Here is a 24,002-nt window from a genome sequence, read left to right as displayed (position 1 = left end):
TCTAGTTGAGTAAAAAGATGTTCGTATCCCGTTAAAAAGGTCCAATCTATACTAGAAACGTAACCGATCAAAACGAGATTCAAGGGGGAAAAGCAATGGCAAAACCAGGGTTTAACAAAGCAGGCGGAGCGTTACTTTTGGCAGCGATGATTGCTGTCAGTGCAGGATGCAGCAATGGATCATCGAAAAATCCGGCAGCGACGAGTGAAGCAGGTGCAACGCAAACGCCTGCTCAGTCAAACAACGATGCATCGGGTCCCTTCGGAAAATACGATCCTCCGATCGAGTTGAGCAGGGTATTTATTTCCGGGAGCAACATGAAATTTCCGGAAGGCGATTCTATCGACAACAATGTTTGGACGCGCGGCTATGAGCAGGATCTGGGCATTAAGATGAAAGTATTATGGTCTGTCGATCAAACGCAGCGGGATCAAAAAATGAACGTGGCAATTGCTTCAGGCGAATTGCCCGATATTTTCGCTGTAAACGGAAAAGAACTTAAGCAACTTGTCGATGCGGGGGCACTCGAGGACTTGACATTGGCATATGAGGATTACGCGGCTCCCTTCACGAAGGAAACGTTCCAAAGAGACGGAGGAGCTTCGCTGAAGGCTGCCACGTTTGATGGTAAGCTTATGGCCATACCGCAGACGGGCCATAGCGGGGGTGGTTATGATTCCGTTCCGTTGCTTTGGATTCGTACGGATTGGCTGCAAAAATTGAACTTGCCGGAACCGAAAACGATGAAGGATCTTCAAACGGTTGCGAAAGCGTTCGTCGAACAAGATCCGGACGGAAACGGCAAGAAAGATACTTTCGGTATTGCCATCAATAAAACGCTGTTGAACGACGGGTTTGCTTCTTTCGACGGATTCTTCGACGGGTATCATGCCTATCCGCAAATTTGGGTAAAGGACGGCAGCGGTAAACTCGTTTATGGCAGTACTCAGCCCCAAGTCAAATCAGCTCTGCAAGCGCTTAGAGATTTATTTGCCGCCGGTGCCATCGATCCCGAATTCGCCGTGAAGCCAAGTGATAAGGTAGCTGAAACGGCCGCTTCAGGAAAAGTAGGGATTAATTTCGGATACTTCTGGAACGCCGCATATCCGCTTAATCAAACCATCGAGAAAGATCCTAACGCCGAATGGATGCCGTTCCCTCTCGTTTCGGTTGACGAAAAACCTGCACTTTCTCAATTAAATAGTCCGGTAACCGGCATGTACTATGTCGTCAAGAAGGGTGTGAAGCACCCAGAAGCGGTAGTGAAGCTGCTGAATTATTATCAAGAGAAGATATTTGGCGAAACCGGAAATATGCAAATGTATCATACGAGCGAGCAAGAGATCAATCTATTTGAAACGGCAGCCGTCATGGCCGATCCAATAAACAAGAATCTTAACGCATACCATAAAGTTGTAAAAGCATTGGGCGACAAAAACACTTCGGATATGAATAATGAAGAGTTGAATTACTACCAAAGAACGACCGAATATCTCGCAGGCAAAAAGGAAAGCTGGGGCTTGGCTCATATATTCGGCGAGAAGGGGACCTATGCCGTAATCGATGGCTATATTAAGAACAATCAAATTATTCCGAACGAATTCTATGGTCCTCCTACGCCGACGATGGTTGAGAAAGGCGCGACATTGTTGACGATGGAGACGACCACATTTACAAAGATCATTATGGGTGCCGCTCCAATCGAAGAGTTCGATAAGTTCGTCAGCGATTGGAACAAACTTGGCGGAGACGAGATGACAAATGAAGTCAACGCTTGGTATATGACCACGTCCCAATAATATTCAAACGTCGGGAGAGGGGAACTTCCCTCTCCTTTAACGGAAGGAGAGAACCGCATGAATGTACGAAAAAAAGAATTACAACTTCATTTGATGATCCTTCCTGCCGTTCTCCTTGTGCTTATTTATAGCTACGGTCCTATAAGCGGCACCTATATTGCCTTTCAAAAATTTACACCTCTAAACGGTATTTTTGGATCGGAATGGATTGGCCTAGATAATTTCAAATATGTAATGTCCATGCCTGACTTTGTTCAAGTACTCGAAAATACAATAATCATCGCATTTATGAAAATAACGGCTGGATTGATCATTCCTATTATTGCTGCACTTCTACTGAACGAAGTAAGATTAGCAATATTTAAGCGCACCGTTCAAACGTTAATTTATTTGCCGCATTTTATGTCTTGGGTTATTTTGGGGGGAATCATGATCGATATTCTTTCCCCGTCTGAAGGAATTGTAAACTCGGCTTTAAAGGTTTTTGGACTGAACCCTATCTTTTTCCTTGGAGATAATTCGTGGTTTAGATTCGCATTGGTTACTTCGGATGTATGGAAGGAATTTGGCTTTGGAACAATTGTCTATCTAGCGGCATTAACAACGATTAATCCGGCATTATATGAAGCGGCGCTCGTAGATGGGGCCGGCAGATGGAAGCAAACCTGGCACATCACGCTGCCCGGGATCGTCCCGATCGTCATTCTGATGGCAACGTTAAGTTTGGGAAATGTGTTGAACGCCGGATTTGATCAGGTATTCAACTTATATAGTCCTATCGTTTACGAGTCCGGAGATATATTGGACACTTATGTATATCGATTAGGTTTAGTGGACGCTCAGTACGGAGTGGCTACCGCAGTCGGGTTATTTAAATCCGTAATTTCTTTAATATTTATTACGGGCGCTTACGGACTTGCCTACCGCTTTGCGAATTACAGAATCTTTTAGAAGGGCGGTCAAGCAATGGTTAATCATTATTCGATAGGCAGAAGGATCTTTATTGGTTTCAATTATATCTTTCTCGCTGTTGTTTCTTTTCTCTGTGTTTTTCCCGTGATTCATATTTTGGCTGTTTCGTTAAGCTCGAGCGATGCGGTTTCGGCAGGAGAGGTTACGCTGTGGCCCGTAGATTTCTCGATTAGCTCTTATGACTTTGTGTTGCAGAAACCGGAGTTTCTTCGATCTTTGGGAGTGACAGTCAAACGCGTCATACTTGGGGTACCGATCAATATGGTGCTTTCCATTATGGCCGCTTATGTATTGTCAAAGAGACAGGATGAGTTTCGATATCGCACTTATTATGCATGGTTCTTCGTGCTTACGATATTGTTTAACGGCGGGCTTATCCCTACGTTCCTCGTTGTCAAATATACAGGGCTTCTAGATACCATTTGGTCTCTAATTTTACCTACTGCTGTCCCCGTATTTAATGTCATTCTGTTGCTTAATTTCTTTCGAGGACTTCCTAGAGAGCTGTCCGAGGCGGCATTCGTCGACGGAGCCGGACACTGGCAGACGTTGTGGCGCATTATCGTGCCGACATCCGTTCCTGCTCTAGCGACGATTTCATTGTTTTGCGTGGTTACGCATTGGAACCAATGGTTTGAAGGTTTGATCTTTATGAGATCGGCCGAACACTACCCGCTGCAAAGTTATCTGCAAACAATAGTCATTCAGCTAGACGTACGAGCGATGGGACAAACGGATTTCAAGATGTTGCAGGAGATCTCAGACCGGACTGTGAAAGCCGCTCAAATTTTTTTAGGGGCACTGCCTGTCCTACTTGTTTATCCATTTTTGCAACGCTTCTTCGTTCATGGAATGACGATGGGAAGCGTGAAGGAGTAACAAAAGCACAGATGAGTCGGAACGAAAATTTTAAGAGCAAAGCGATTCTCCATAGAAGCAGAATAATATTGAGGACTAATAGTACTTGTTTAACTAGAATCTATAATAATTCAAAAAGTGCTTAACGTTGCTAACGCCAGGTTAAGCACTTTTTTGGGGTTTTTCTATTACTCAAGTTTAGGATGACAGGTCTCGCTCATCGTTCCATTAAAAACTTATTTCCGAATGGGGAAGCATATTTTACGGACCGGCTGGATGCAAGAGAAAAGTATAAAGTTGTTTACTCGTAATAAATGGCATCATAAGGAAAATCAAGTTCCTTCATACGATATTCTTTTGGCGTCATGGACATATACTCGCGAAAAACTTTGGCGAAATAGCTGGACTGTCGAATCCGCACCGTTGGCCAGGATGCGTTATTTGAACTTATTATGTTTGGATAGCCGATTTGAACGTAAGAAGTCAGAAAGAATAGGAAGGAATAGAGAGAGGCACCGAGAGGTGCCTTTTTTCTATAAGGAGGGGGATAGACATGGAAGAATTTAATGTGTGCTGAAGCTGCAATATATAACAATTATTGATGGCTAGAAAAAAAAACGGATGGTAATCCAAAAAAATGACAGGCTTTTTCTTACAATGAAAGCGTTTATACTAGAAACGATATAATTTATTTCAAGACGTACCATTGAACCAGTCAACGTAAAATTGGATTTAAATTTACATATCACAGAGCAATAAGTTGATTGATTTCGAAAAAGGAGTGATGAAAATTGTCGGATCAAGTAAGTGTAGGTTTAATTGGATATGGGTTTTCCGGAAGAGTATTTCATGCGCCAGTTATTGAATCGGTTTCTGGACTCAGGCTTTCTAAAATTGTTGAGAGGAAAACTGAATTGTCGAAGAAACGTTATCCATGGGTCGAGGTAGTTCGGAGCGTAGAGGAGTTGTACAGTGATCCTACTGTAGATCTCATCGTTGTGACAACACCAAGCACAAATCACTATGAATTTGCACAAGATGCGCTGAGGGCTGGGAAACATGTAGTTGTTGAAAAGCCATTTACAGCAACAAGCCAAGAGGCAAAACAGTTAATTAAGCTTGCCGAAAGCCAAAGAAAGATTCTAAGTGTTTTTCATAATAGACGCTGGGACGGTGACTTTTTGACCATCAAAAATATTGTCCAGCAAGGATTGTTAGGTACGATTACGGAATGTGAGTTTCGCTGGGATGGTTTCGATCCAATTATGGCATCCGATAATTGGCGAGATAAATCTGGTCCTGCAACAGGTGTATTTTACGACTTAGGAAGCCACTTTATTGATCAAGCGATTCAGCTATTTGGTGTTCCGGCAACAATAAGGGGAGACATTCGCGTCACCCGATTAGGCGGAATAACAGATGACTATTTTGACGTGATTCTTGGGTATCAAAACAATTTGAAGGTTGTACTAAAATCGTCTCGGATGGTACGCGAACAGAGCCCAAGGTATGTGATCTATGGAAACAAGGGGACATTCGTTAAATATGGAACAGATCCTCAGGAGGCTGCGCTTATCGCGGGTAAATCTCCTAAAGAGTCGATTGATTGGGGAAGAGAATCCCCAGAATGGTGGGGGAAAATAAACTCTTCACTTGGTGATTTGCATATTAAAGGTACAGTCGAGACAATGCCGGGATCATATATATCCTACTATGAGAATGTATACAAGCATATCATGGGACAAGCTGAACTGGCCGTGAAGCCTGAGGAAGGATACTGGATAGTCCGTCTGATCGAGTTAGCTTACAAAAGCCATATAGAAGGATGTACGATCAGAATAGGGGATGAGTTGAATGACTAATACGAAAACAATATTCCCGTTTCGTGCTGCGTTGAATGCTTCGACATTATTTCCTTATAGACTTAATGTTATTGAACAGGCTAAGGTGACTTCTGAAGCTGGTTATGAAGGTATAGAGTTATGGGTAAAGGACATTGTCTCATATCTGGACGCTGGTGGGACGCTTAAAAAGCTTAAGGAAGAGTTGGATAGATTAGATCTCGAGTTTGTGAATGCGATTGCCTTTTTTAAATGGTGTGACAAAGATAAAGTGACGAGAGAGATTGGGTTAAGGCAGGCAGAACATGAGATGGAGCTGCTTGCATCTCTTGGATGTAGGGCAATCGCTGCACCTCCATTCGGTGATGTTAAGGGATTGGTATTCCCGGATCTCGCAGAATACTTTTCAGAGCTTTTGGAGGTTGCTAGTGGAATAGGCGTAGAACCTTATCTTGAGTTTTGGGGGCGCGCTGAATCATTGAACACACTAGGTCAAGCGAAAAGCTATATTGATTTCCTGCCTGGAAGCAAACTGCTGCTCGATACATTTCATATGTATACAGGTGGAAGTGATTTCGATCAAATTCGATCGTTAAAAGCAAATCAAATTGGCATTGTTCATGTGAACGATTATCCAAAGATTCCTTCGCGTGAGCGAATTCATGATGGTAATAGGCTGTTTCCAGGCGAAGGGATTGCTCCATCGGCCAAGCTAGCAAATGACCTTTACAGTATTGGATACCGGGATTATGTTTCTCTAGAGCTATTTAAAGATATTTATGAAAAACAAAGTGCCCTTGAGACAGCTAAGGCTGGTTTGGTTGCTATCAAAGCAGCATATAGCATTTAAATAAACAGAAGCCCCCTTACTGCGTTTGCATACATTCTGCAAAGACACTAGTTACATTGCCCCGCCTAAAATAAAGATAACGAATCTAAAGAATTGGAAATATACATCGTACATTTGTCAGCCGTATAGTAGAGCTAACAAGTGATTAACTAAATAACTTTAAGTAAGGTGAGGGAGCATGCCGGTTAAGCAATCATTAATCAACGAAGCGGAATTATTGAGGCCCGAATTGAATGAGTTATTGGTTCTGCCAAAACATGTGGTAGAAGTAGTTCGCAATGAAGAAGCATTTCAGGGCTGGAGCACCATAACGGTAAATGACATAGAAGAACTCTATTCAAGGACATTAGGAAAAAACGAGTCTATCACGGTTGATTTCGGTGATCATCTTGTAGGTTATGTATCCTTTGCGGTGGAGTCGCAAGGGAGCCCACCTGATGCACCGTTGAAACTTCGGTTAGTATTTGGAGAAATGCCATCTGAAATAGGGGAGCCATTTCAGGAATATGAAGGATGGCTAAGTAGTTCGTGGTTGCAAGAAGAAATATTATTAATAGACGTTTTGCCAGGAGTCGTACAATTACCTAGAAGGTATAGCTTTCGTTACGTAAAAATTGAAGTTATCGATTCTTCACGGAAATACCAAATTCGTTTCACCGATTTGCGGTGCACCACGGTAACCTCAGCTCGAGTTTCGAATGTCCTGTCATTAGATAATGATTTGCCTGATGATCTCAAAATCATGGATCGTATTGCAATTAAGACGTTGCAAGACTGTATGCAGACTGTTTACGAGGATGGTCCAAAGAGAGACAGGAGATTATGGGTTGGTGATTTACGCTTGCAAGCACAAGCCAATTACCTAACATTTCGAGACTGGAGACTGGTTAAACGCTGTTTGTACTTATTTGGAGGTATGACCCATTCTGATGGATTAGTGGGAGCATGTGTATTTGAAAAGCCAATGCCGCATGTGGACGATACTCGACTTCTTGATTATTCCATGTTATTTGTTGGCTGTTTACATGATTATTTCGTCGAGACATTGGATATGGATGCGCTAAGAGCACTATGGCCAATTGCTTTTAAGCAACTTGAGCTAGGTGTAGAGCAATTAGACTCAAATGGAATCATATTAGAGAATTCAGAGATATCGTATTTTATTGATTGGCAAGATAAATTAAACAAGCAGGCATCTGCTCAAGCCATATTGCTTTATACCCTAAAACTTAGTTTAAAGTTGGCACGCGCTTTAGGAAATATTGATGAAGAGCAATGGATTGTGAAATACATTGAGATTGTTGCTGAGGCGGCTTTAAAACAACTTTGGGACCCGGAGCTCGGATTGTTTATTAGTGGTTCCGATAGGCAAGTTTCTTGGGCTTCTCAGATATGGATGACGCTTGCTGAGGTAATGCCAAGTGGAAAATGTTCAGAGCTATTTGACAAGATGTTGCTGAATCCACCTGAGATTGGGATGAATACGCCATATATGTATCATCACTATATTGAGGCGTTGTTTGCTTGTGATAAAGAGGAAGAAGCATGGGAACAGCTTCGAGCGTATTGGGGAGAAATGGTCGCAGATGGTGCGGATACGTTCTGGGAATTATATAACCCACAAGATAAAAAACTCTCTCCGTATGGAAGCAATATCATTAATAGTTACTGCCACGCGTGGAGCTGTACTCCGACATACTTTATTCGTAAGTACTGGCCGAGGGGCAATAAATAACTGAAAGGATACTCCTGGAAGAGGAGTATCTTTTTCGTTTATGATTCCATTCTCACGAAAAATCTCACACAAAAGGCGGTGCTGAATAATGCGATTCATGATGAATTTATTCTTGTCGATGCGCATTTTCCCAAAGCTCCTGTTTACTTTTCTTATTATCGTTGGGCCGATTTACTATATCGGTCTTACGATGAATAAGCAAGGAGCAGAACATATAAGAACTGAAATTGGAAATTCTTTAGTGTCTCGAGTGAACCTTTATATGGAGATTCTAGATGTTGATTTTGACAAAACGATTCGTTTGATGCAGGAGTTTGTTAACGACGATGACCTATTAGATTTAAGTGCGGCTTGGGAGGTAATGTCGGATATCGAACGTACGGAAGCGACACTGAGAGTAGAACAACGTCTGAATTTATTGCAACAGTCCAGTACATTTGTAACCACAGCTTTTGCAATGATTCCGTCGATGAATCGAACGATAACTTCAGGCCCCTCTACTATTGAAGATTTAAATCAAGAACAATTCGAAGCATTATGGAAAAGAAAAAGTGTGTATAAGTCCCCTTTTTTAGAGTGGAATGGACGAATATTCATCAGTGTGCCATTTCCCGATGCTGGATCGGTTAAAACATCGTTATTTCTAGTTGTAGTCGAAGTTTCACGCACCAGGCTGGCTAGTGCGCTTGAAAAGTTTACGGACGAGGAAGGTGGCGCGGTGTTATCTGGCAGACGAATTTCATGGACAGTAGCTGGTGCGATCGGTGAGGGTAAGGCGCAAACTTTCGTCGAGCATTTTGAAAACATTGATAATGTAATGGCCACCGAAGCCCAGGTACGAACTATCGTTATTGAAGGTAAGCCTTATATGTTTGCACAGAAAGAGTCAGAACTTTTGGATGTGACGTTAAGCATGTATGTGCCTTCCCAAGAGATCGAGAAGCCGTTGCTCGATTATAATAGATGGCTCTTTATTTTGTCGGCAATATCTATTGGATTAGTTCTAACATTCTCATATAGCATTTATCGAATGATCCACAAACCACTGAAATCATTGATTTATGCTTTTCGTAGGCTTGAACAGGGCAATTTTAATGTCAGTTTGAAGTATTCCTTAAAAGATGAGTTTGGTTATTTATATGAGCAGTTTAATGCAACCGTAAGCCAGTTGAACATCCTCGTACACGAGGTTTATGAGCAACAATACCGAGCGAGACTCTCGGAGTTGCGCCACCTTCAGTCGCAAATCAATCCGCATTTTCTATACAATACTTATTTTCTGCTTTATCGAATGGCTCTAAGGAAAGACTTTGATAACGTTGTACCATTAACCAAGCATTTAGGGGATTATTTTCAATACATTACTCGAGACGGAATGGATGAAATTCCATTTGTCCATGAAGCCAACCATACAAAAACGTATATGGAAATTCAAGCGATTCGCTTCGAAGATCGTATTCAATCAGCCTTTGATGAGATACCGGAGAGTGCAGAGCAAATAATGGTACCAAGGCTGGTGCTCCAACCGATTATTGAAAATGCGTATAAGCACGCGTTAGAGAAGAAAGAAAAGGATGCGAGATTACATGTTAAATCGGAAATTAGAGATCAAGCATTAATTATAACCGTTCAGGATAATGGTGAGCAATTGACGGTTCAGATGCTTGATGAACTTCGATTGATGTTAGAGCAATCGGAGGAAGCAGCGGAAACGACAGGCCTTAAAAATGTTCATCGGCGACTTCGAATTAAATATGGCGAACGAGCCGGTCTTTTACTCCAACTTGGGAAAAACGGCGGGCTATGTGTGGAAATCATCATTCCTATAGAGGGGGAAACTTAATGTTAAAATTACTCATTGTTGATGATGAGCCATATACCGTAGATGGGTTGTTGGACATGTTAAGCGAGGTGGAGGACTTGTCACTCGATTTATACACGGCAACATCTGCAAAAGATGCGATAGATAGGTTGACGAGAACGCGAATTGATATTGTCATTAGTGACATCCAGATGCCCGGTATGGATGGGTTGGAATTGCAACAATGGATTGCTGGGCGTTGGCCGAGATGCAAAGTTATTTTTCTGACTGGTTACGGACAACTAGATTACGCGCAACGGGCGATTCGCGGGGGGAGCATCGATTATATTTTAAAAACCGAAGGGGATGAAGCGATAGTTAGGAGTGTGCAAACGGCAATCCAATCTATCCAAGAAGAATCAGCCAATGATCAGTATTTGCTTCGAGCAAAAAGCCAATTGCAACAAGTGCTTCCTGTATTAAGGAAGGAATGGTTTTTTGAATTGGTTGATAGTAAAGTGGATGCCCGAGTCCCTGGTCAAGCAAAGTTCGAACAATTGAGAAGTGAATTATCTGCTGCAGAATCTGTGTTGTTAGTTGGTGGGCGTGTTGATCGATGGAGCGACGGAGATGGATATCATCAGCAGGCTTTGCTTCTATACGCTATACAAAATATCGCGGAAGAGTATCTCTCTCATGTTCGCATGATGTCGGTAATGTTAGAAGGTTCGGATTTTATTTGGTTAATTCAACCTCAAACTTCTTCTATATCAGAAGTTGATTGGAAGGATACGATTGCATATGTATTGGCATCAATGGAGAGTATTCAAACTGCCAGCCGCACCATTCTTAAATTGCCTATCTCATTGATCTGTACTGGAACTCCTGAGGATTGGGATGTACTGGGTGCTGCCTATGATCGTTTGAAACAAACCATGATATTAGGGCTTGGTAGCGGAGAAGAGATGTTAATTTCTTATTGTAGCGGAGATATAAACACATTTGGTGCAGAAGGCTACCGACGAAGTATCGCCGATCTAGGCAGAAGCCTTGAGGCCAATCATGAAGAAGATTTCCGCCGGATCGCCGGACACTTATTTGAGCACATGCCGAACCGACTGGGGCTGTACGCCCAGATCTATTTCGGCATCGTAGTGTTACTACTGGAACAACTAAACAATCTTACAGACTTCAATGATCTGGTAGATGGAAGAATACGAAAACTGTTAGACATCGACGCGCATCGCTCGAAGGAGGAGGCTCTAAAGCTTCTTTTAGAGACAGCCGCCTTGTTGTTCGAGCGACGTAGATCGTTACAAGACGAAAGAACGAATCGAGTTATTCAAAAGTTGAATCTTCATATCAGAGAAAATTTGTTCAATGATTTATCGTTGGATGCGCTTGCTGATCTTGTTCATATGAATGCATCCTATTTGTCGAATTTATATAAGCAATGTACGGGTAAAAATGTATCGGATTATATTGCAGAACTTCGAATAGAAAAAGCGAAGGATATGTTGACCAATACGCCGCTAAAAATTCATGAGATAGCAGAAATAATGGGTTTTGGTGCCGCGCCTTATTTTACAAGGTACTTTAAACGACATGTTGGGATTTCACCGCAAGAATATCGTGGTTAATAAAGAAGTTGCAAAAAGAAGATAAGAAACCTAAAGACATGGAAATATACGTGAAGTGGCCTCCTATTTATACTGAAATTGTTAGAAGTATTACACATTCCAATAAGAAAAAGGGGAGGCAAAAAAATGAAAATGAGAATGAAAAAGGCAACATTCTTCGCAGCTTTGTTGAGTGTATGTTTAGCAGTTACCGCTTGCTCGGGCAACCCAGAGCCAGGAAACAGTTCAGGTAATCAGAAAGAGACACCTCAAAGTACGGACAAACCAATTGTAGAGGTTGATCCGTATTTTGGAAAGTATGATCCACCGATTGAGGTGACCTCCGTTCGGGTTATCGACACTCCAAAATTTGTTGAGGGTGAGGACCTTGATAATAATATTTGGACTCGCACCTTGTCTGAACGTTTGGGAATTAAGGTGAATAATCAGTGGGTTGTTAATGGGGAACAGGGTTCGGAAAAAATGAATGTTACCCTTGCTTCAGGCGATTTGCCGGACTTCTTTTCTGTTAGTACTTCACAGTTAAAACAACTGGTTGAAGCTGGAGAACTTATGGATCTATCAGAGTTGTATGAGAAACATGCGACTCCTCTAGTGAAAGGGTTCTTGGATGAAGCTACTAACTCGCTGGCTTCCGCCACATTTGATAGTAAGCTAATGGGTATTCCGCAGCCGGGGGGAACAATCGATGCAGCACCTGTATTGTGGATTCGGAAGGACTGGTTGGAAAAACTAAGCTTAAATGAGCCAAAATCAGTAGATGATGTTTTGGCGATTTCTGAGGCTTTTACGACAAAAGATCCAGATGGAAATGGTAAAAACGATACGTACGGGCTTGCACTGATGAAAAATTTATACGGTAACTTTGGCTCGATTGAAGGTTTCATGAGCAGTTACAATGCTTATCCACATACTTGGCTTAAAGCGGATGACGGGACAGTCGTGAATGGTAGCATTCAACCTGAGATGAAAACAGCGTTGACTGCGTTACAAGAATTGTACAAGAAAGGACAAATTGATCGCGAATTTGGCGTTAAGGACGAAGTCAAAGAAGGCGAGTTGGTGGCCTCCGGTAAATTAGGAATGACATACGGAGCGTTCTATTTATCTCTAGATGCTATGAAGGCTAGCAGGGCCAATGATCCTAATGCTGACTGGGTACCTTACCCTATCGTGAACACGGAAGGTAAGATCGCAAACTTAACTATCCCTTCCTTGGTTGTGAATAGTTATTATGTCATTCGTAAGGATGCCAAAAACCCGGAAGCATTGTTCAAGATGCTGAATTTGTACGCCGACATTCAATATAATTCTGAAACCGCTCCAGAAGTGAAACAAGCACACTGGGATATTAACGGTATTCAAACATGGGTGTATTATCCTTTCCGGATTGCTCCAGCTAGCCCGAATTATGGTTTTTATAAAGCCGTGGTGAAAGCCTTGGACGAAAAAGATACTTCAAAGTTAGATAATGAAGGACGAATCATATATGAGCACAGCTTAGCCATGGAAGAAGGTAGGGGGACAGTCGATGACTGGGCATACGATCGTGTCTTCGGACGGGAGAGCTCTTATGCGGTAATTGATCGCTATCTTCAAGAAAAAGTACTGATACCTGGTGTGTTTTATGGTATGGACACCCCTACGATGACACAAAGGAACTCAACATTGATCAAAATGGAAATTGAAGCATTTACAAAAATCATTCTAGGTGATTCTTTGGACACGTTCGACAAGTTCGTCAGCGACTGGAAAAAGGTCGGTGGAGACCAGATTACGAAGGAAGTAAACGAGTGGTATCAATCGAAATAGACGGTTAGAAGCGAGGTGCTGGGTTCTGCCTGGCACTTCGCCTTTAAGAGAGGAGTTCTTTATGGCAATAAAGAAACGGAAAAAGCAATGGCCGCTTCATTTGATGATTCTACCGGCTTTATTGCTAGTAACTCTATTTAGTTATGGTCCAATGTTCGGTATCGCGATTGCTTTTCAAAAGTTTATCCCAGCACGAGGGATAGCTGGATCTGACTGGATCGGTTTGGATAACTTTAAATATGTCATGGATCTGCCAGATTCATTCAGAGTACTTCGGAATACAGTCTTAATCTCGGCTATGAAGATTATTGCCAACTTGATCGTACCGATCACGGTTGCATTGCTGCTAAATGAGATTCGCAAAGAAGCATTTAAAAGGAGTTTTCAAACGCTAGTTTATCTGCCGCACTTTTTATCATGGATTCTGCTCGGAGGAATAATAATCGATATATTATCACCGACAACCGGTATTGTTAATCAATTTCTAGGCTGGTTGGGCATTAAACCGATTTATTTTCTTGGCGATCGAAGTTGGTTTCCTTTCGTTTTAGTAGGAACAGACACTTGGAAAGAATTTGGATATAATACGATCGTTTATCTCGCTGCCATTACAGGAGTCAATCCTTCGCTTTATGAAGCGGCGATTGTAGATGGAGCGAGTCGATGGAAACAGACGATAAACATTACAATACCAAGCATGACCCCTATTATCGTGCTTCTTTCGGTTTTAAGTTTAGGTAACGTTTTAAATGCAGGATTCGATCAGGTGTTTAATCTCTATAGTCCGCAAGTTTATGAGACCGGAGATATTATTGATACTTTCGTATACCGTATTGGCCTAATTGACGCACAATATTCGGTTGCAACAGCGGTTGGATTATTTAAGTCGGTCGTATCGCTCGTCTTTATTCTCGTTTCCTACCTGCTTGCATATCGCCTGGCTAACTATCGAATTTTCTAGAGGAAGGAGAGTCAGACGTGGTTGAACATTACTCTATTGGCCGAAAAGTATTCAACGGTTTTAACTATACATTTTTAATTATTTTATCCTTCTTATGCCTTTTTCCGATTATTCATGTGTTGGCCGTTTCTTTTAGTTCAAGTGAGGCGGCGGCAGGTGGGTTGGTTAAGCTTTGGCCAGTCGATTTTTCTACAGCTTCTTATGAGTATGTGCTTAAACAAGGGAAGTTTTTAGAAGCTCTCCAAGTAACGCTACAGCGTGTTGGATTAGGTGTAGTAATCAACATGTTTCTAACGATACTCGTTGCGTATCCATTATCAAAAGAAGCGACTGATTTCAGATGGAGAACTTTATATGCTTGGATGTTTATCATTACGATTCTATTTAATGGCGGCCTGATTCCTGCTTATATGACAGTAAAGTATACAGGACTCCTTGACTCCGTGTGGGCTTTAGTTCTACCTGGAGCGGTACCTGTATTCAATATTATCTTGTTGCTTAACTTTTTTCGAAACTTGCCAAAGGAGTTAGAAGAAGCGGCGTTCATCGATGGTGCGGGACATTGGACGACAATGTGGCGGATTTTTGTGCCGTTATCCCTACCGGCTCTTGCGACCATTACTTTGTTTTCAACGGTCGGTCATTGGAATTCATGGTTTGACGGATTAATATTCATGAATCGTCCTGAGAACTATCCTTTACAGAGTTATCTTCAGACGGTTGTAGTTCAACAAGATTTATCGGACATCGCATCACAAAATCTAGCGCTGTTGTCCGAAGTTAACGATCGTACATTCAAAGCAGCACAGATTTTTCTAGGTGCATTTCCAATCTTGATGGTGTACCCGTTCTTGCAAAGATTTTTTATTAAAGGGATCGTGCTTGGCAGTGTGAAGGAATAGGAAGGAAGTTTTGTAGATGAAGAAAGTAAAAGCCGGCATTATCGGTTGTGGCATGATAAGCGGAATTTATCTGGAAAATTGCAAAACCCGTTTTGATATTCTAGACATTGTTGCAGTTGCGGATATTATTCCTGAACTGGCTCGGAAGCGCGCTGCTGAGTATAACGTGAACAAGGCCTATCAAGTGCAAGAACTACTTGCAGACCCAGAAATTGAAATCGTCATTAATTTAACAGTGCCGCATGTTCATACAGAAGTCAATTTACTCGCTCTGAATGCTGGTAAACATGTATACACGGAAAAGCCTTTTGCGTTTTCGCGCGAAGAAGCTGATCTGGTTCTCACACTCGCTAGAAAAAAGGGGCTCCGTATTGGATCCGCTCCTGACACATTCCTGGGAGGTGCATTGCAAACATGCCGTAAAATAATCGACGATGGTTGGATCGGTAAGCCTTATGCAGGTACAGGCTCAATTATTATGGGGCACGTATGGGATGGCATGCATCCCAATATTGGAAGTGTTTTGAAGCCAGGTTGGGATCCGCTCTTTGATATGGCACCTTATTATTTTACCAACATGATAAATTTGTTAGGTGCTGTAAGCAAGGTTTCAGGTTTTGTATCTAACGTGAGAGAGGAGTTATCAATTGTTAATCCAAAAGCACCGCATTTTGGTGAGACATTCCCGGTAGAAGCGTATATGAATACGGCAGCGGTTTTGCAGTTTGAATCAGGTGCCATAGTGACAATGCAATCTGCAAAAGAAAGTTTTGGCTATGTACCGAGGTTTGAAATTTACGGAACGGAAGGAACACTTTATGTTCCAGATCCTAATACCTTTGATGGAGAGATTCGACTATTACAGCCAAACGGAGCGATAAAGGAGATCCCTTACTCTCATGGATTTGTTGAAAACAGTAGGGGAGTCGGAGTTGCGGATATGGCTCATGCTATTCGATCCGGTCGACCTCATCGTGCCAGTGGAGATATGGCTCTTCACGTTCTGGATGTGACAATTGGTGTGATAGATTCCTGTGCTTCTGGTCAACACACAGTCGTTGAATCACCTTTTGAGCGACCATTGCCCCTTCCACTTGGGTTGAAGTTCAATTTGCTAGACGACTAAATATTCGATTAGGAAAGGAAGAGTTGTATTGGCACCTTCTATTGGGCTACAAACGTGGACAATTCGTCGTGAAATAGAACAAGACTATATCGATTCTCTCCAGAAAGTAAAAGTGATCGGTTATCAGGGCGTTGAAGTGGGTATGCCGCCAAATGGAGTTACTCCAGAACAATATAAGAATGAACTTCAGGATCTAGGTCTTCAAGCAATCAGCATCCATACTAGTATGGATGCTTTACGGGATAACTTGGATGAATTAATTCACTACGCAGAAACTGTTGAGAGCAAATATTTTGTTATCTCTCACCCACCTTTCGATTCTAGTCGGGCTGTAATTGATATTGCAAAGGAGCTAAATCAAATCGGTTATCGATGCCGAGGGAGAGACATTAGATTGTTGTACCATAACCATGATTGGGAATTTTCGCAGTTAGACAATATATCCGCCTACGATTTGCTCTTACAGGAAACAGACCCAGCACTTGTTCAAATGGAACTGGATGTGTACTGGGTAGCTAAAGCAGGTGAAAATCCAATTGAATACCTTGAGAAGCTTAAAGATCGTTGTCCGCTTTTGCATGTTAAGGATATGGAGGCAGGTGTAGAACAGTTTTTTGCAGAAGTTGGCGAGGGAATCCTACCTATGAGAAAAATCATTCATACGGCGTCGACTATTGGTACGAAATGGTTAATCGTTGAGCAGGATGAATGCAGAAAGTCTCCATTTGAGTGCATAAGTACTAGTTTTAGAAACTTGAAATCGTTAAGAGAAAGGATAGAAATAAATTAAATGTTTTATGGGATTTAACTTAATAAAGGGGGAATGTCTATAGAATAGCTCCAGTGGTTTACGCAAAAAAAAGGACATCAGTGTTGAGTCAGAACCGTAGATTCGAATCACGTTTTTTGAGTTTTAGATGAATCCATAAGCTCAAGGAGGAAAATATGTCCACTATTTCGAAAAAAATACTCGTAGGTATGCTTTCAGTTTCAATGGTCTCAGCTTTTTTTATGAACACAGCACCGGTATCAGCTGCCGGAGGGGGACCGATACAGATCGTATATAGTTCTTATAATGATAGTGACACCACAAACAGGCTCACACCACAAACAGGTAAAACATTTACTCCCATTAGCAATAGCACAGCAAACGGAATCATTACAATTGATCCGTCGATTACTTACCAACCATGGATTGGTTTTGGAGGTTCACTTGATAATGACACCGTTTACGAATTGGGACGGTTGTCGGCAACAGACAGGACCGCAGCTCTGAATGACCTTTTCAATCCGGCAACAGGCAATAACTATAATCTTATGAGAATCACAATGGGAGTTAGCGATTTTTTCCCAGAGTATGATGTTAATATTCTTCCTGATCATGGAGCATGGACTTATAATGATATGCCAACTGGAGAAACTGATCCAGATCTAACAAACTTCTCTATTCAACGTGATATTGATTCGGGAAAGATAGCGATCATGCAGGAAATTCTAGAAATTAATCCAGAGGTGAAGTTCGTAGCTGCAATGTGGTCTCCTCCAGCTTGGATGAAGGATAGTGGGACTCTCGAATGGGGGGGACATGTTAAGCCGGAGTATTATGAATCCTTGGCCAATTACTATGTCAAATTTATTGAATCCTATCGTGAGTTGGGAATTCCTATTTATGCGGTAAGTATACAAAACGAGCCATCAGTAGCCTATAAGTTCTCAACCACTCAATTCACAACTAGTGAGTATGAGACGTTTACACTAGACTTAATTGATGTTTTAGATGATAACGATTTGAAAGTGAAAATCTGGGGTCATGACGATAATGAGACCAGTGCTTACGATTATGCAAAGATACTCAACAACCCTGAAATTGCTCCGTATATAGACTCCTTTGCTTACCATAATTATTCACAATTCCCTGTATCGCAATCTACAGCACTTCATTACCAATACCCGGATACACTTTCGGGCATTTCCGAAATGACTCATGGTGCACCAAAGATCATGGAGTATATGAGAAACTTCATGAGCTATTACATGTCATGGATTACGTTCCGCGAGTTTATTAACCCTGGGCCTGGACCTGGCGTTTGGCAAGATGAGTATAGAGATCCGGCCGTTGATCCGGATTATTATAGCGATGTTCAGATCTCTTGGGCGGGTACTCCCGGCAGCAGTACCTATAAATTGAATGCTTGGTACTACCATTTTGGACAGTTTTCGCGGTACATTCAACCAGGGGCTGTTCGTATCGATAGTACCGGCGTCGTTGCCGATAATGTCTCAAATGTAGCATTCAAGAACCCAGATGGCACGATTGTCATTGTTGTAAGCAATCGTATAAACAATGTGATGAACTCCGTAGACATGAATACTCCAGCAAAAACAATCAAGATTATAACTCCAGACGGAGAGTTCACGGATACGATACCTGGAGATACAGTAGCGACCTATAAATACACAGCTACGACAGGGGAGTCTCTTGCTAAAAATGGATGGACAGCAACAGCTTCCCATACAAATGGAACATACTCTGCAACCCAAGCATTGGATAGCAATTTAGATACAGTATGGACTAGCGGCGCTAACCAAGCCAGCGGTCAAAACTTTACGATTAATCTTGGTTCTGCTCAAACATTCGATCAGTTGACTCTGAACTTGGGAAGATTTCCTGGTGACAAACCTGCAAGCTATCAATTATTTGTGTCGAGTGACGGCTCCAACTGGGGTAGTGCAATAGCTACAGGTTCAGGAAGCGCAAACCTGACAAATATTACTTTCAGTTCTCAAACGAAGCAGTATATCCGTATTCAGCTGTCCGGATCTGCTGCCAATTGGTGGACGATTGCTGACCTGTCAATATACAACTCTAACAAGGGACTTTTAGCTCGTAATGGTTGGACAGCAAGTGCGTCACTAACAGGCGGTACTAACGTTTCCGGAAATGCCCTGGATGGGGATTCTACTACAAGATGGGCTAACGGAGCTGCTCAAGCAAGTGGGCAATGGTTTAGCGTTGATATGGGGGCTGCAAAAACGTTTAACAAGATAGAAATTGATGCTGGACCTAACAATAGCGATTATGCTAGAGGCTACGAGGTCTATGTTTCAAACAATGGCACAAGTTGGGGGAATGCCATTGCAAGCGGGGTAGGTCTTGGGCAAAAGATCCAAATCAGCTTCTCAAATAAAACGGCTAGATACATTAAGGTTGTTCAGACTGGAACAGCTGCGTATAATTACTGGTCGATTTCCGAATTCCGAGTCTTTAACCAAGCTCCAATCCTGCTAAGCCGTTCAAACTGGAGTGTAAGCGGCTCTACTACTGGTAGTGGATCAACGGCAGCTAATGTATTGGATGGAAATACGACAACACGTTGGACAACGGGTACTACTCAAGTAAATGGTCAATGGTTCGAAGTGGATATGGGGAAAATTAATACGATTTCCGGATTGGCATTAAGTGTTGGAAGCTTTTTGGATAACTATCCTAAAGCTTACAAAGTTGAATTGTCGTTGGATGGCGCATATTGGTTTACCGCAGCACAAGGCGCTATACCAGAAGCAGAGAATAAAATTAGTTTCCCTGCTAATGCTGCAAGATACATTAAAATCACCCAAACTGGAACTGCATCGAGTAATTGGTCCATTACTGAATTGAATGTGTTCGGCGTAGAACAAGCACCTTCATTAGGAACAAGACTCAATAATGCCGGTTGGACTGCGACAGCTTCTGCCAACAGCGCAGAGGCCTATCTTGCACTTGACGGCAAGTTGCAAGAGCCAAGAAATAATCCATGGGTATTTGGTGGAGGCGACGTAGTAGACGATGCTTCATCACGTTGGACTTCTGGGGCATCGCAGAGTGGCTCTGAATGGTTCAAGGTAGATCTAGGAACCACTCAAACTTTCAATACGGTTGAAATAAATAATGGTCCGTATGTTGCTGATTATGCCGGGCAATACAGAGTATACGTTTCAAATGACGGTACCAATTGGTCACAAGTAGCTAGCGGAGAAGGATACGGTTTAGTTACCAGGATTAAGTTCCCGACAGTGAATGCAAAGTTTGTGAGAGTTGATCAAACAGGAACAGCCGGAACCTGGTGGAGCATAGCTGAGTTGAATCTTTACTTGCAATAAACAAAAAGCTTTTGCAATTGAACAGGCATCCTCTTGACGGAGGATGCCTGAGATCGTATGTAGGTATTATTGAATGGAGGGGAATAATTTGAGTTGGAATCTAAGGTCGACAGAAGTTCGTTCAGGTAAACCATTTGCCTACTTTATCTTAGCAGCAATAATATTATTTGTGAGTTATTGGCCAACAGCCGAACGAGTAAATGCCGAAATGGGGACGAGTGACTTTCTTAAAGCAAATGGTACAGTGATCCGCAATCAATCAGGTATCGGAGATATTGTAAACTTAAGAGGGACTAACTTGGCATCGTGGATGCTGCAGGAGGACTGGATTTCCCCGCTTGGTGAGTTTGCATTAGAGAGAGATGGCTGGAGTGCCTCCGCATCTGTTAACACAATAGAAGCATCAAAGATGATAGACGGAAATGAAGCAAGTAGATGGAGCACGAATACTGCGCAAACAAGCGGACAATGGATTCAGATTAATCTGGGTTCAAAGCAGACATTTAACAAAGTTTATTTGGATGCAGGGCAAGGTACAAGGGATTATGCGGTTAGCTACAAAGTTGAGGTTTCTAATAATGCTACTCAGTGGAACGAAGTAGCAAGTGGCTTGGATCTAACTGAAAATGAGCATTATCTAGATATCCGATTTATTCCCCAATCCTCACAATACATTAAAATAACTCAAATCGGCAGCAGTTCAACAAAATATTGGTCAATAAGCGAGATTAATGTTTTCTCTATGCCTGTAACTAGTAAAGTCGGATGGAGTGCTACAGCTTCAGATACATTGACTGGAACTTCAGCAGCACAGGCAATAGACAATAATTTAACGACAAGATGGAGTTCGGGAACAGCCCAAAATCCAGGTCAGTGGTTTCAGGTTGACATGGGCAAGCTTCAGCAGATTGGAGGGTTAATGGTCGATACCGGGGCAATGTATGCATCGGACTTTTTTAAGGCTGCTAGCATTCAATTTTCTGCGGATGGAATCAACTGGGATCACGCAACGGAAATAGAAGGAGCTAATAATCGATTAACTGTAGTTTACTCTGGTGGGAATATTCGTTATTTCAGAGTGACATTGACGGGAAGTTCTACTAATAGCTATTGGTCTATAAGTGAAATCTCTGCCTTTTCCTCAGGTGAGTTCAATAAGGAAGGTTGGACAGCAACTGCATCTTCTACTACATTGAATTCATCTGCAAACAATATGCTTGATAACGATAAGACAACAAGGTGGAGTAATGGTCAAGCACAGTCAAATGGGCAATATGTTCAGGTGGATATGGGAGCGTTGCATACTTTTAACCAAATCGTAATGGACGCAGGTTCTAATTACTCTCAAGACTACCCAAGGAATAGCAAAGTAGCAGTCTCGAAAGATGGTATCACGTGGTCCCAAGTAGCCGAACAAACCGGGGCTTATCAAAAGGTAGCGATAAACTTTCAAGTCGTATCCGCTAGGTACATCAGAGTGACTCAGACAGGAAGTTCCTCTAATAGTTGGTGGAGTATCGCAGAATTTAATGTTTATCTCAATTCGGATGATTATTCGCTTCGAAAAAATTTGACTGCTAAGTTTGGATCCTCTACAGCAGATGACTTGTTAATGGATTTTAAGGATTATTGGATACAGGAAAGTGATCTTGATTCTATCCAATCGATGGGCATGAATGTCGTTCGTGTACCTGTTATGTGGTTAGAGTTTATGAATGAGGATGGAACGTGGAAGTCAGATCCATGGGCGAAACTAGACTGGCTTGTAGAACAATGTTCGATACGCAACATTTATGTCATTTTTGATTTACACGGTGTACCAGGCGGCCAATCAGGCGGGTGGTCGACAGGCGGGCAAACAGGAAGCAATAAAATATGGACCGAATCATGGTACCTTGATAAGACAGTGGATCTATGGGAGGGAATTGCTAATCATTACGCAAATAATCCAGCTGTCGCCGGATATGACTTAGTGAATGAACCAGTAAATGATGTTAATCCCAATGTAACGATTCATTCTGTATATAATACGATCTATCAAGCAGTCAGGGCAGTCGATCCAAACCATATTATATTCATCGAAGCTTTTTTTGGCTGGAATGATATAGTCCCCCCAACGACGTACGGCTGGACGAATGTTGTTTATGAGACTCACCACTATAACGGAAATAATATATATGACTGGAATTCTCAAAACCAATTCATCGATACTTTGCTACAACAATTGGCTGATTATCAGTCTGGCTGGAATGTACCCGTATATGTAGGTGAGTTTAACTTTTGGAAGTACGAGGACCTCTGGCATAAATGGCTCGTAGGATTAAATGCATTGAATATTTCATGGACCAATTGGTGTTATAAAGTAAGAATCGACGGTAACAATTGGGGCTACTACGACACGAATTATAGGCTGGCACCGATCATTAATAATGACACTGTCGACTCGATCCGTACAAAGTGGAGTAGGTTCGAAACAACAAATTTTAGAACAAATACAGATCTAATAAACTTAGTTTCAAAATATACATCAGGGAATGCTTCTACAGAATATCTTGATGTTGTTGCACTCGATCGGACAGGTTGGACCGCTTCAGCATCTAATCATTCATTATCGGCTGGTAATGTATTAGACGGCAATTTCGGAACAAATTGGCATACGGGGGATTTGCAATCAGACGGACAGTGGCTGCAAATTAATATGGGTGAACCCAAACGTTTCGAATCGATAAATTTGGATGCCGGTACTGGTAATAAAGATTATCCAGTTGAATACCAGGTACAGGTATCAAATGATGGAACCAACTGGAACACAGTGAGAATTGGAAAAGGTTATGGCTATAAGATGGTTATTCCTTTTGCGCCTCAATATGCTCAATACATCAGAGTTAAGCAAACAGGTGAGAGCGTATCTCATCAATGGTCTGTTCAGGAGCTATTCGTATATTCAGCACCTGAACTCAGTCGCAATGGGTGGAGTTCATCAGCATCTTCGGTTCTTACAGGAGAGGATGTGGATTATGCCTTAGATAGCAATAGAATTTCTCGTTGGTCGACAGGTCTTGCTCAAACGAGTGGGCAGTATTACCAAATAGATATGATGGAAAATAGAAAAATAAACAGCATTATCCTGGATACAGCTCTTTATTCATCAGATTACCCAAGGGGATTTCGGGTGGACGTGTCGATCGATGGCAGCACATGGTCAACCATTTCTGCCGGCACTTGGAATGAGCCCGTATTGCTTGTATCATTTCCAGTTCAACAGGCTCGATTTGTTAGAGTTGTACAAACTGGAAGTTCCGTTAATAGCTACTGGTCTATTGCTGAGTTTAGAGTTTTTGGGGAAGTAATTTGATAAGAAATACGTGCAGACTTGATCTGCACGTTTTTTTTGTTAAAACGAAAAAGGGGGGATCCCCAAAAAAAACGGAACGAATCCAAAAAAATCTCACTTATATTAAATTGGATGAACAGGTAGGATGTAGCTAATGCCTTAAGTAAAAAATTTATCTCATTTTGTACGCATCGTTGGAATAAGGGTATTATGAATAATGAGAGTTTATGC

Annotated in this window: 16 protein-coding genes; 15 read left to right on the top strand and 1 reads right to left on the bottom strand. The window is 41.9% G+C overall.

Annotated features, from left to right (window positions below):
- Window positions 1-95 precede the first annotated feature (95 nt).
- From AC0YN0_RS22050 to AC0YN0_RS22040, 3 genes are read left to right on the top strand one after another with little or no spacing between them, the layout of a single operon-like run.
- Window positions 96-1,799, top strand: a complete 1,704-nt coding sequence (locus tag AC0YN0_RS22050; RefSeq protein ID WP_475823188.1) for an extracellular solute-binding protein — start codon at window positions 96-98, stop codon at window positions 1,797-1,799.
- Window positions 1,800-1,856: 57 nt separating this feature from the next.
- Window positions 1,857-2,750, top strand: coding sequence for an ABC transporter permease (locus AC0YN0_RS22045; RefSeq protein WP_475823187.1), 894 nt, complete (start codon window positions 1,857-1,859; stop codon window positions 2,748-2,750).
- 15 nt (window positions 2,751-2,765) lie between these two features.
- Window positions 2,766-3,650 (top strand): carbohydrate ABC transporter permease, encoded by an 885-nt coding sequence (locus AC0YN0_RS22040; protein ID WP_475823186.1) that lies wholly within the window; start codon window positions 2,766-2,768, stop codon window positions 3,648-3,650.
- Between the two features lie 280 nt (window positions 3,651-3,930).
- Here AC0YN0_RS22040 and AC0YN0_RS22035 read toward each other — a convergent pair whose 3' ends face one another.
- A complete protein-coding gene (locus tag AC0YN0_RS22035; RefSeq protein ID WP_475823185.1) occupies window positions 3,931-4,050 on the bottom strand; it encodes an AraC family transcriptional regulator in 120 nt (39 codons plus the stop codon).
- Window positions 4,051-4,420: 370 nt separating this feature from the next.
- On the opposite strand from AC0YN0_RS22035, the gene AC0YN0_RS22030 reads away from it, so the two are divergent.
- From AC0YN0_RS22030 to AC0YN0_RS21975, 12 genes are all read left to right on the top strand, one after another.
- Window positions 4,421-5,491: an oxidoreductase gene (locus AC0YN0_RS22030; RefSeq protein ID WP_475823184.1), complete on the top strand. Its 1,071-nt coding sequence runs from the start codon at window positions 4,421-4,423 to the stop codon at window positions 5,489-5,491.
- Window positions 5,484-6,320, top strand: coding sequence for a sugar phosphate isomerase/epimerase family protein (locus tag AC0YN0_RS22025; RefSeq protein ID WP_475823183.1), 837 nt, complete (start codon window positions 5,484-5,486; stop codon window positions 6,318-6,320). Before AC0YN0_RS22030 ends, AC0YN0_RS22025 begins: the two co-directional genes overlap by 8 nt.
- Window positions 6,321-6,498: 178 nt before the next feature.
- Entirely contained in the window at window positions 6,499-8,055 is a 1,557-nt protein-coding gene (locus tag AC0YN0_RS22020; RefSeq protein ID WP_475823182.1) for an alpha-L-rhamnosidase-related protein, read from the top strand.
- An 88-nt stretch (window positions 8,056-8,143) separates the two neighbouring features.
- On the top strand, window positions 8,144-9,898 hold the full coding sequence (locus AC0YN0_RS22015; RefSeq protein WP_475823181.1) for a sensor histidine kinase: 1,755 nt from the start codon (window positions 8,144-8,146) through the stop codon (window positions 9,896-9,898).
- A complete protein-coding gene (locus AC0YN0_RS22010) occupies window positions 9,898-11,496 on the top strand; it encodes a response regulator transcription factor (protein WP_475823180.1) in 1,599 nt (532 codons plus the stop codon). The genes AC0YN0_RS22015 and AC0YN0_RS22010 overlap by 1 nt, the downstream gene beginning before the upstream one ends.
- 126 nt (window positions 11,497-11,622) lie before the next feature.
- Window positions 11,623-13,308 carry an extracellular solute-binding protein gene (locus tag AC0YN0_RS22005; protein ID WP_475823179.1) on the top strand — a complete coding sequence of 562 codons (1,686 nt, stop codon included), beginning with the start codon at window positions 11,623-11,625 and terminating at the stop codon, window positions 13,306-13,308.
- Window positions 13,309-13,369: 61 nt separating this feature from the next.
- Window positions 13,370-14,269, top strand: coding sequence for an ABC transporter permease (locus AC0YN0_RS22000; RefSeq protein ID WP_475823178.1), 900 nt, complete (start codon window positions 13,370-13,372; stop codon window positions 14,267-14,269).
- 17 nt (window positions 14,270-14,286) lie between these two features.
- Entirely contained in the window at window positions 14,287-15,171 is an 885-nt protein-coding gene (locus AC0YN0_RS21995) for a carbohydrate ABC transporter permease (protein ID WP_475823177.1), read from the top strand.
- 16 nt (window positions 15,172-15,187) lie between these two features.
- A complete protein-coding gene (locus AC0YN0_RS21990) occupies window positions 15,188-16,297 on the top strand; it encodes a Gfo/Idh/MocA family protein (RefSeq protein ID WP_475823176.1) in 1,110 nt (369 codons plus the stop codon).
- Between the two features lie 28 nt (window positions 16,298-16,325).
- On the top strand, window positions 16,326-17,087 hold the full coding sequence (locus AC0YN0_RS21985) for a sugar phosphate isomerase/epimerase family protein (RefSeq protein ID WP_475823175.1): 762 nt from the start codon (window positions 16,326-16,328) through the stop codon (window positions 17,085-17,087).
- Between the two features lie 155 nt (window positions 17,088-17,242).
- Window positions 17,243-20,437 (top strand): discoidin domain-containing protein, encoded by a 3,195-nt coding sequence (locus AC0YN0_RS21980; protein WP_475823174.1) that lies wholly within the window; start codon window positions 17,243-17,245, stop codon window positions 20,435-20,437.
- Window positions 20,438-20,525: 88 nt separating this feature from the next.
- Window positions 20,526-23,792, top strand: a complete 3,267-nt coding sequence (locus AC0YN0_RS21975; RefSeq protein ID WP_475823173.1) for a discoidin domain-containing protein — start codon at window positions 20,526-20,528, stop codon at window positions 23,790-23,792.
- Window positions 23,793-24,002: the final 210 nt, after the last annotated feature.

It is taken from the genome of Paenibacillus sp. J22P218 (assembly GCF_056269195.1).
The sequence above is the reverse complement of the archived record's forward strand: the minus strand, read 5'-3'. Positions and strand labels throughout refer to the sequence as shown.

Coding starts and splice junctions, on each gene's coding strand:
- AC0YN0_RS22050 (WP_475823188.1), top strand. CDS start 96: ATGGCAAAACCAGGGTTTAACAAAGCAGGCGGAGCGTTACTTTTGGCA.
- AC0YN0_RS22045 (WP_475823187.1), top strand. CDS start 1,857: ATGAATGTACGAAAAAAAGAATTACAACTTCATTTGATGATCCTTCCT.
- AC0YN0_RS22040 (WP_475823186.1), top strand. CDS start 2,766: ATGGTTAATCATTATTCGATAGGCAGAAGGATCTTTATTGGTTTCAAT.
- AC0YN0_RS22025 (WP_475823183.1), top strand. CDS start 5,484: ATGACTAATACGAAAACAATATTCCCGTTTCGTGCTGCGTTGAATGCT.
- AC0YN0_RS22020 (WP_475823182.1), top strand. CDS start 6,499: ATGCCGGTTAAGCAATCATTAATCAACGAAGCGGAATTATTGAGGCCC.
- AC0YN0_RS22015 (WP_475823181.1), top strand. CDS start 8,144: ATGCGATTCATGATGAATTTATTCTTGTCGATGCGCATTTTCCCAAAG.
- AC0YN0_RS22010 (WP_475823180.1), top strand. CDS start 9,898: ATGTTAAAATTACTCATTGTTGATGATGAGCCATATACCGTAGATGGG.
- AC0YN0_RS22005 (WP_475823179.1), top strand. CDS start 11,623: ATGAAAATGAGAATGAAAAAGGCAACATTCTTCGCAGCTTTGTTGAGT.
- AC0YN0_RS22000 (WP_475823178.1), top strand. CDS start 13,370: ATGGCAATAAAGAAACGGAAAAAGCAATGGCCGCTTCATTTGATGATT.
- AC0YN0_RS21990 (WP_475823176.1), top strand. CDS start 15,188: ATGAAGAAAGTAAAAGCCGGCATTATCGGTTGTGGCATGATAAGCGGA.
- AC0YN0_RS21980 (WP_475823174.1), top strand. CDS start 17,243: ATGTCCACTATTTCGAAAAAAATACTCGTAGGTATGCTTTCAGTTTCA.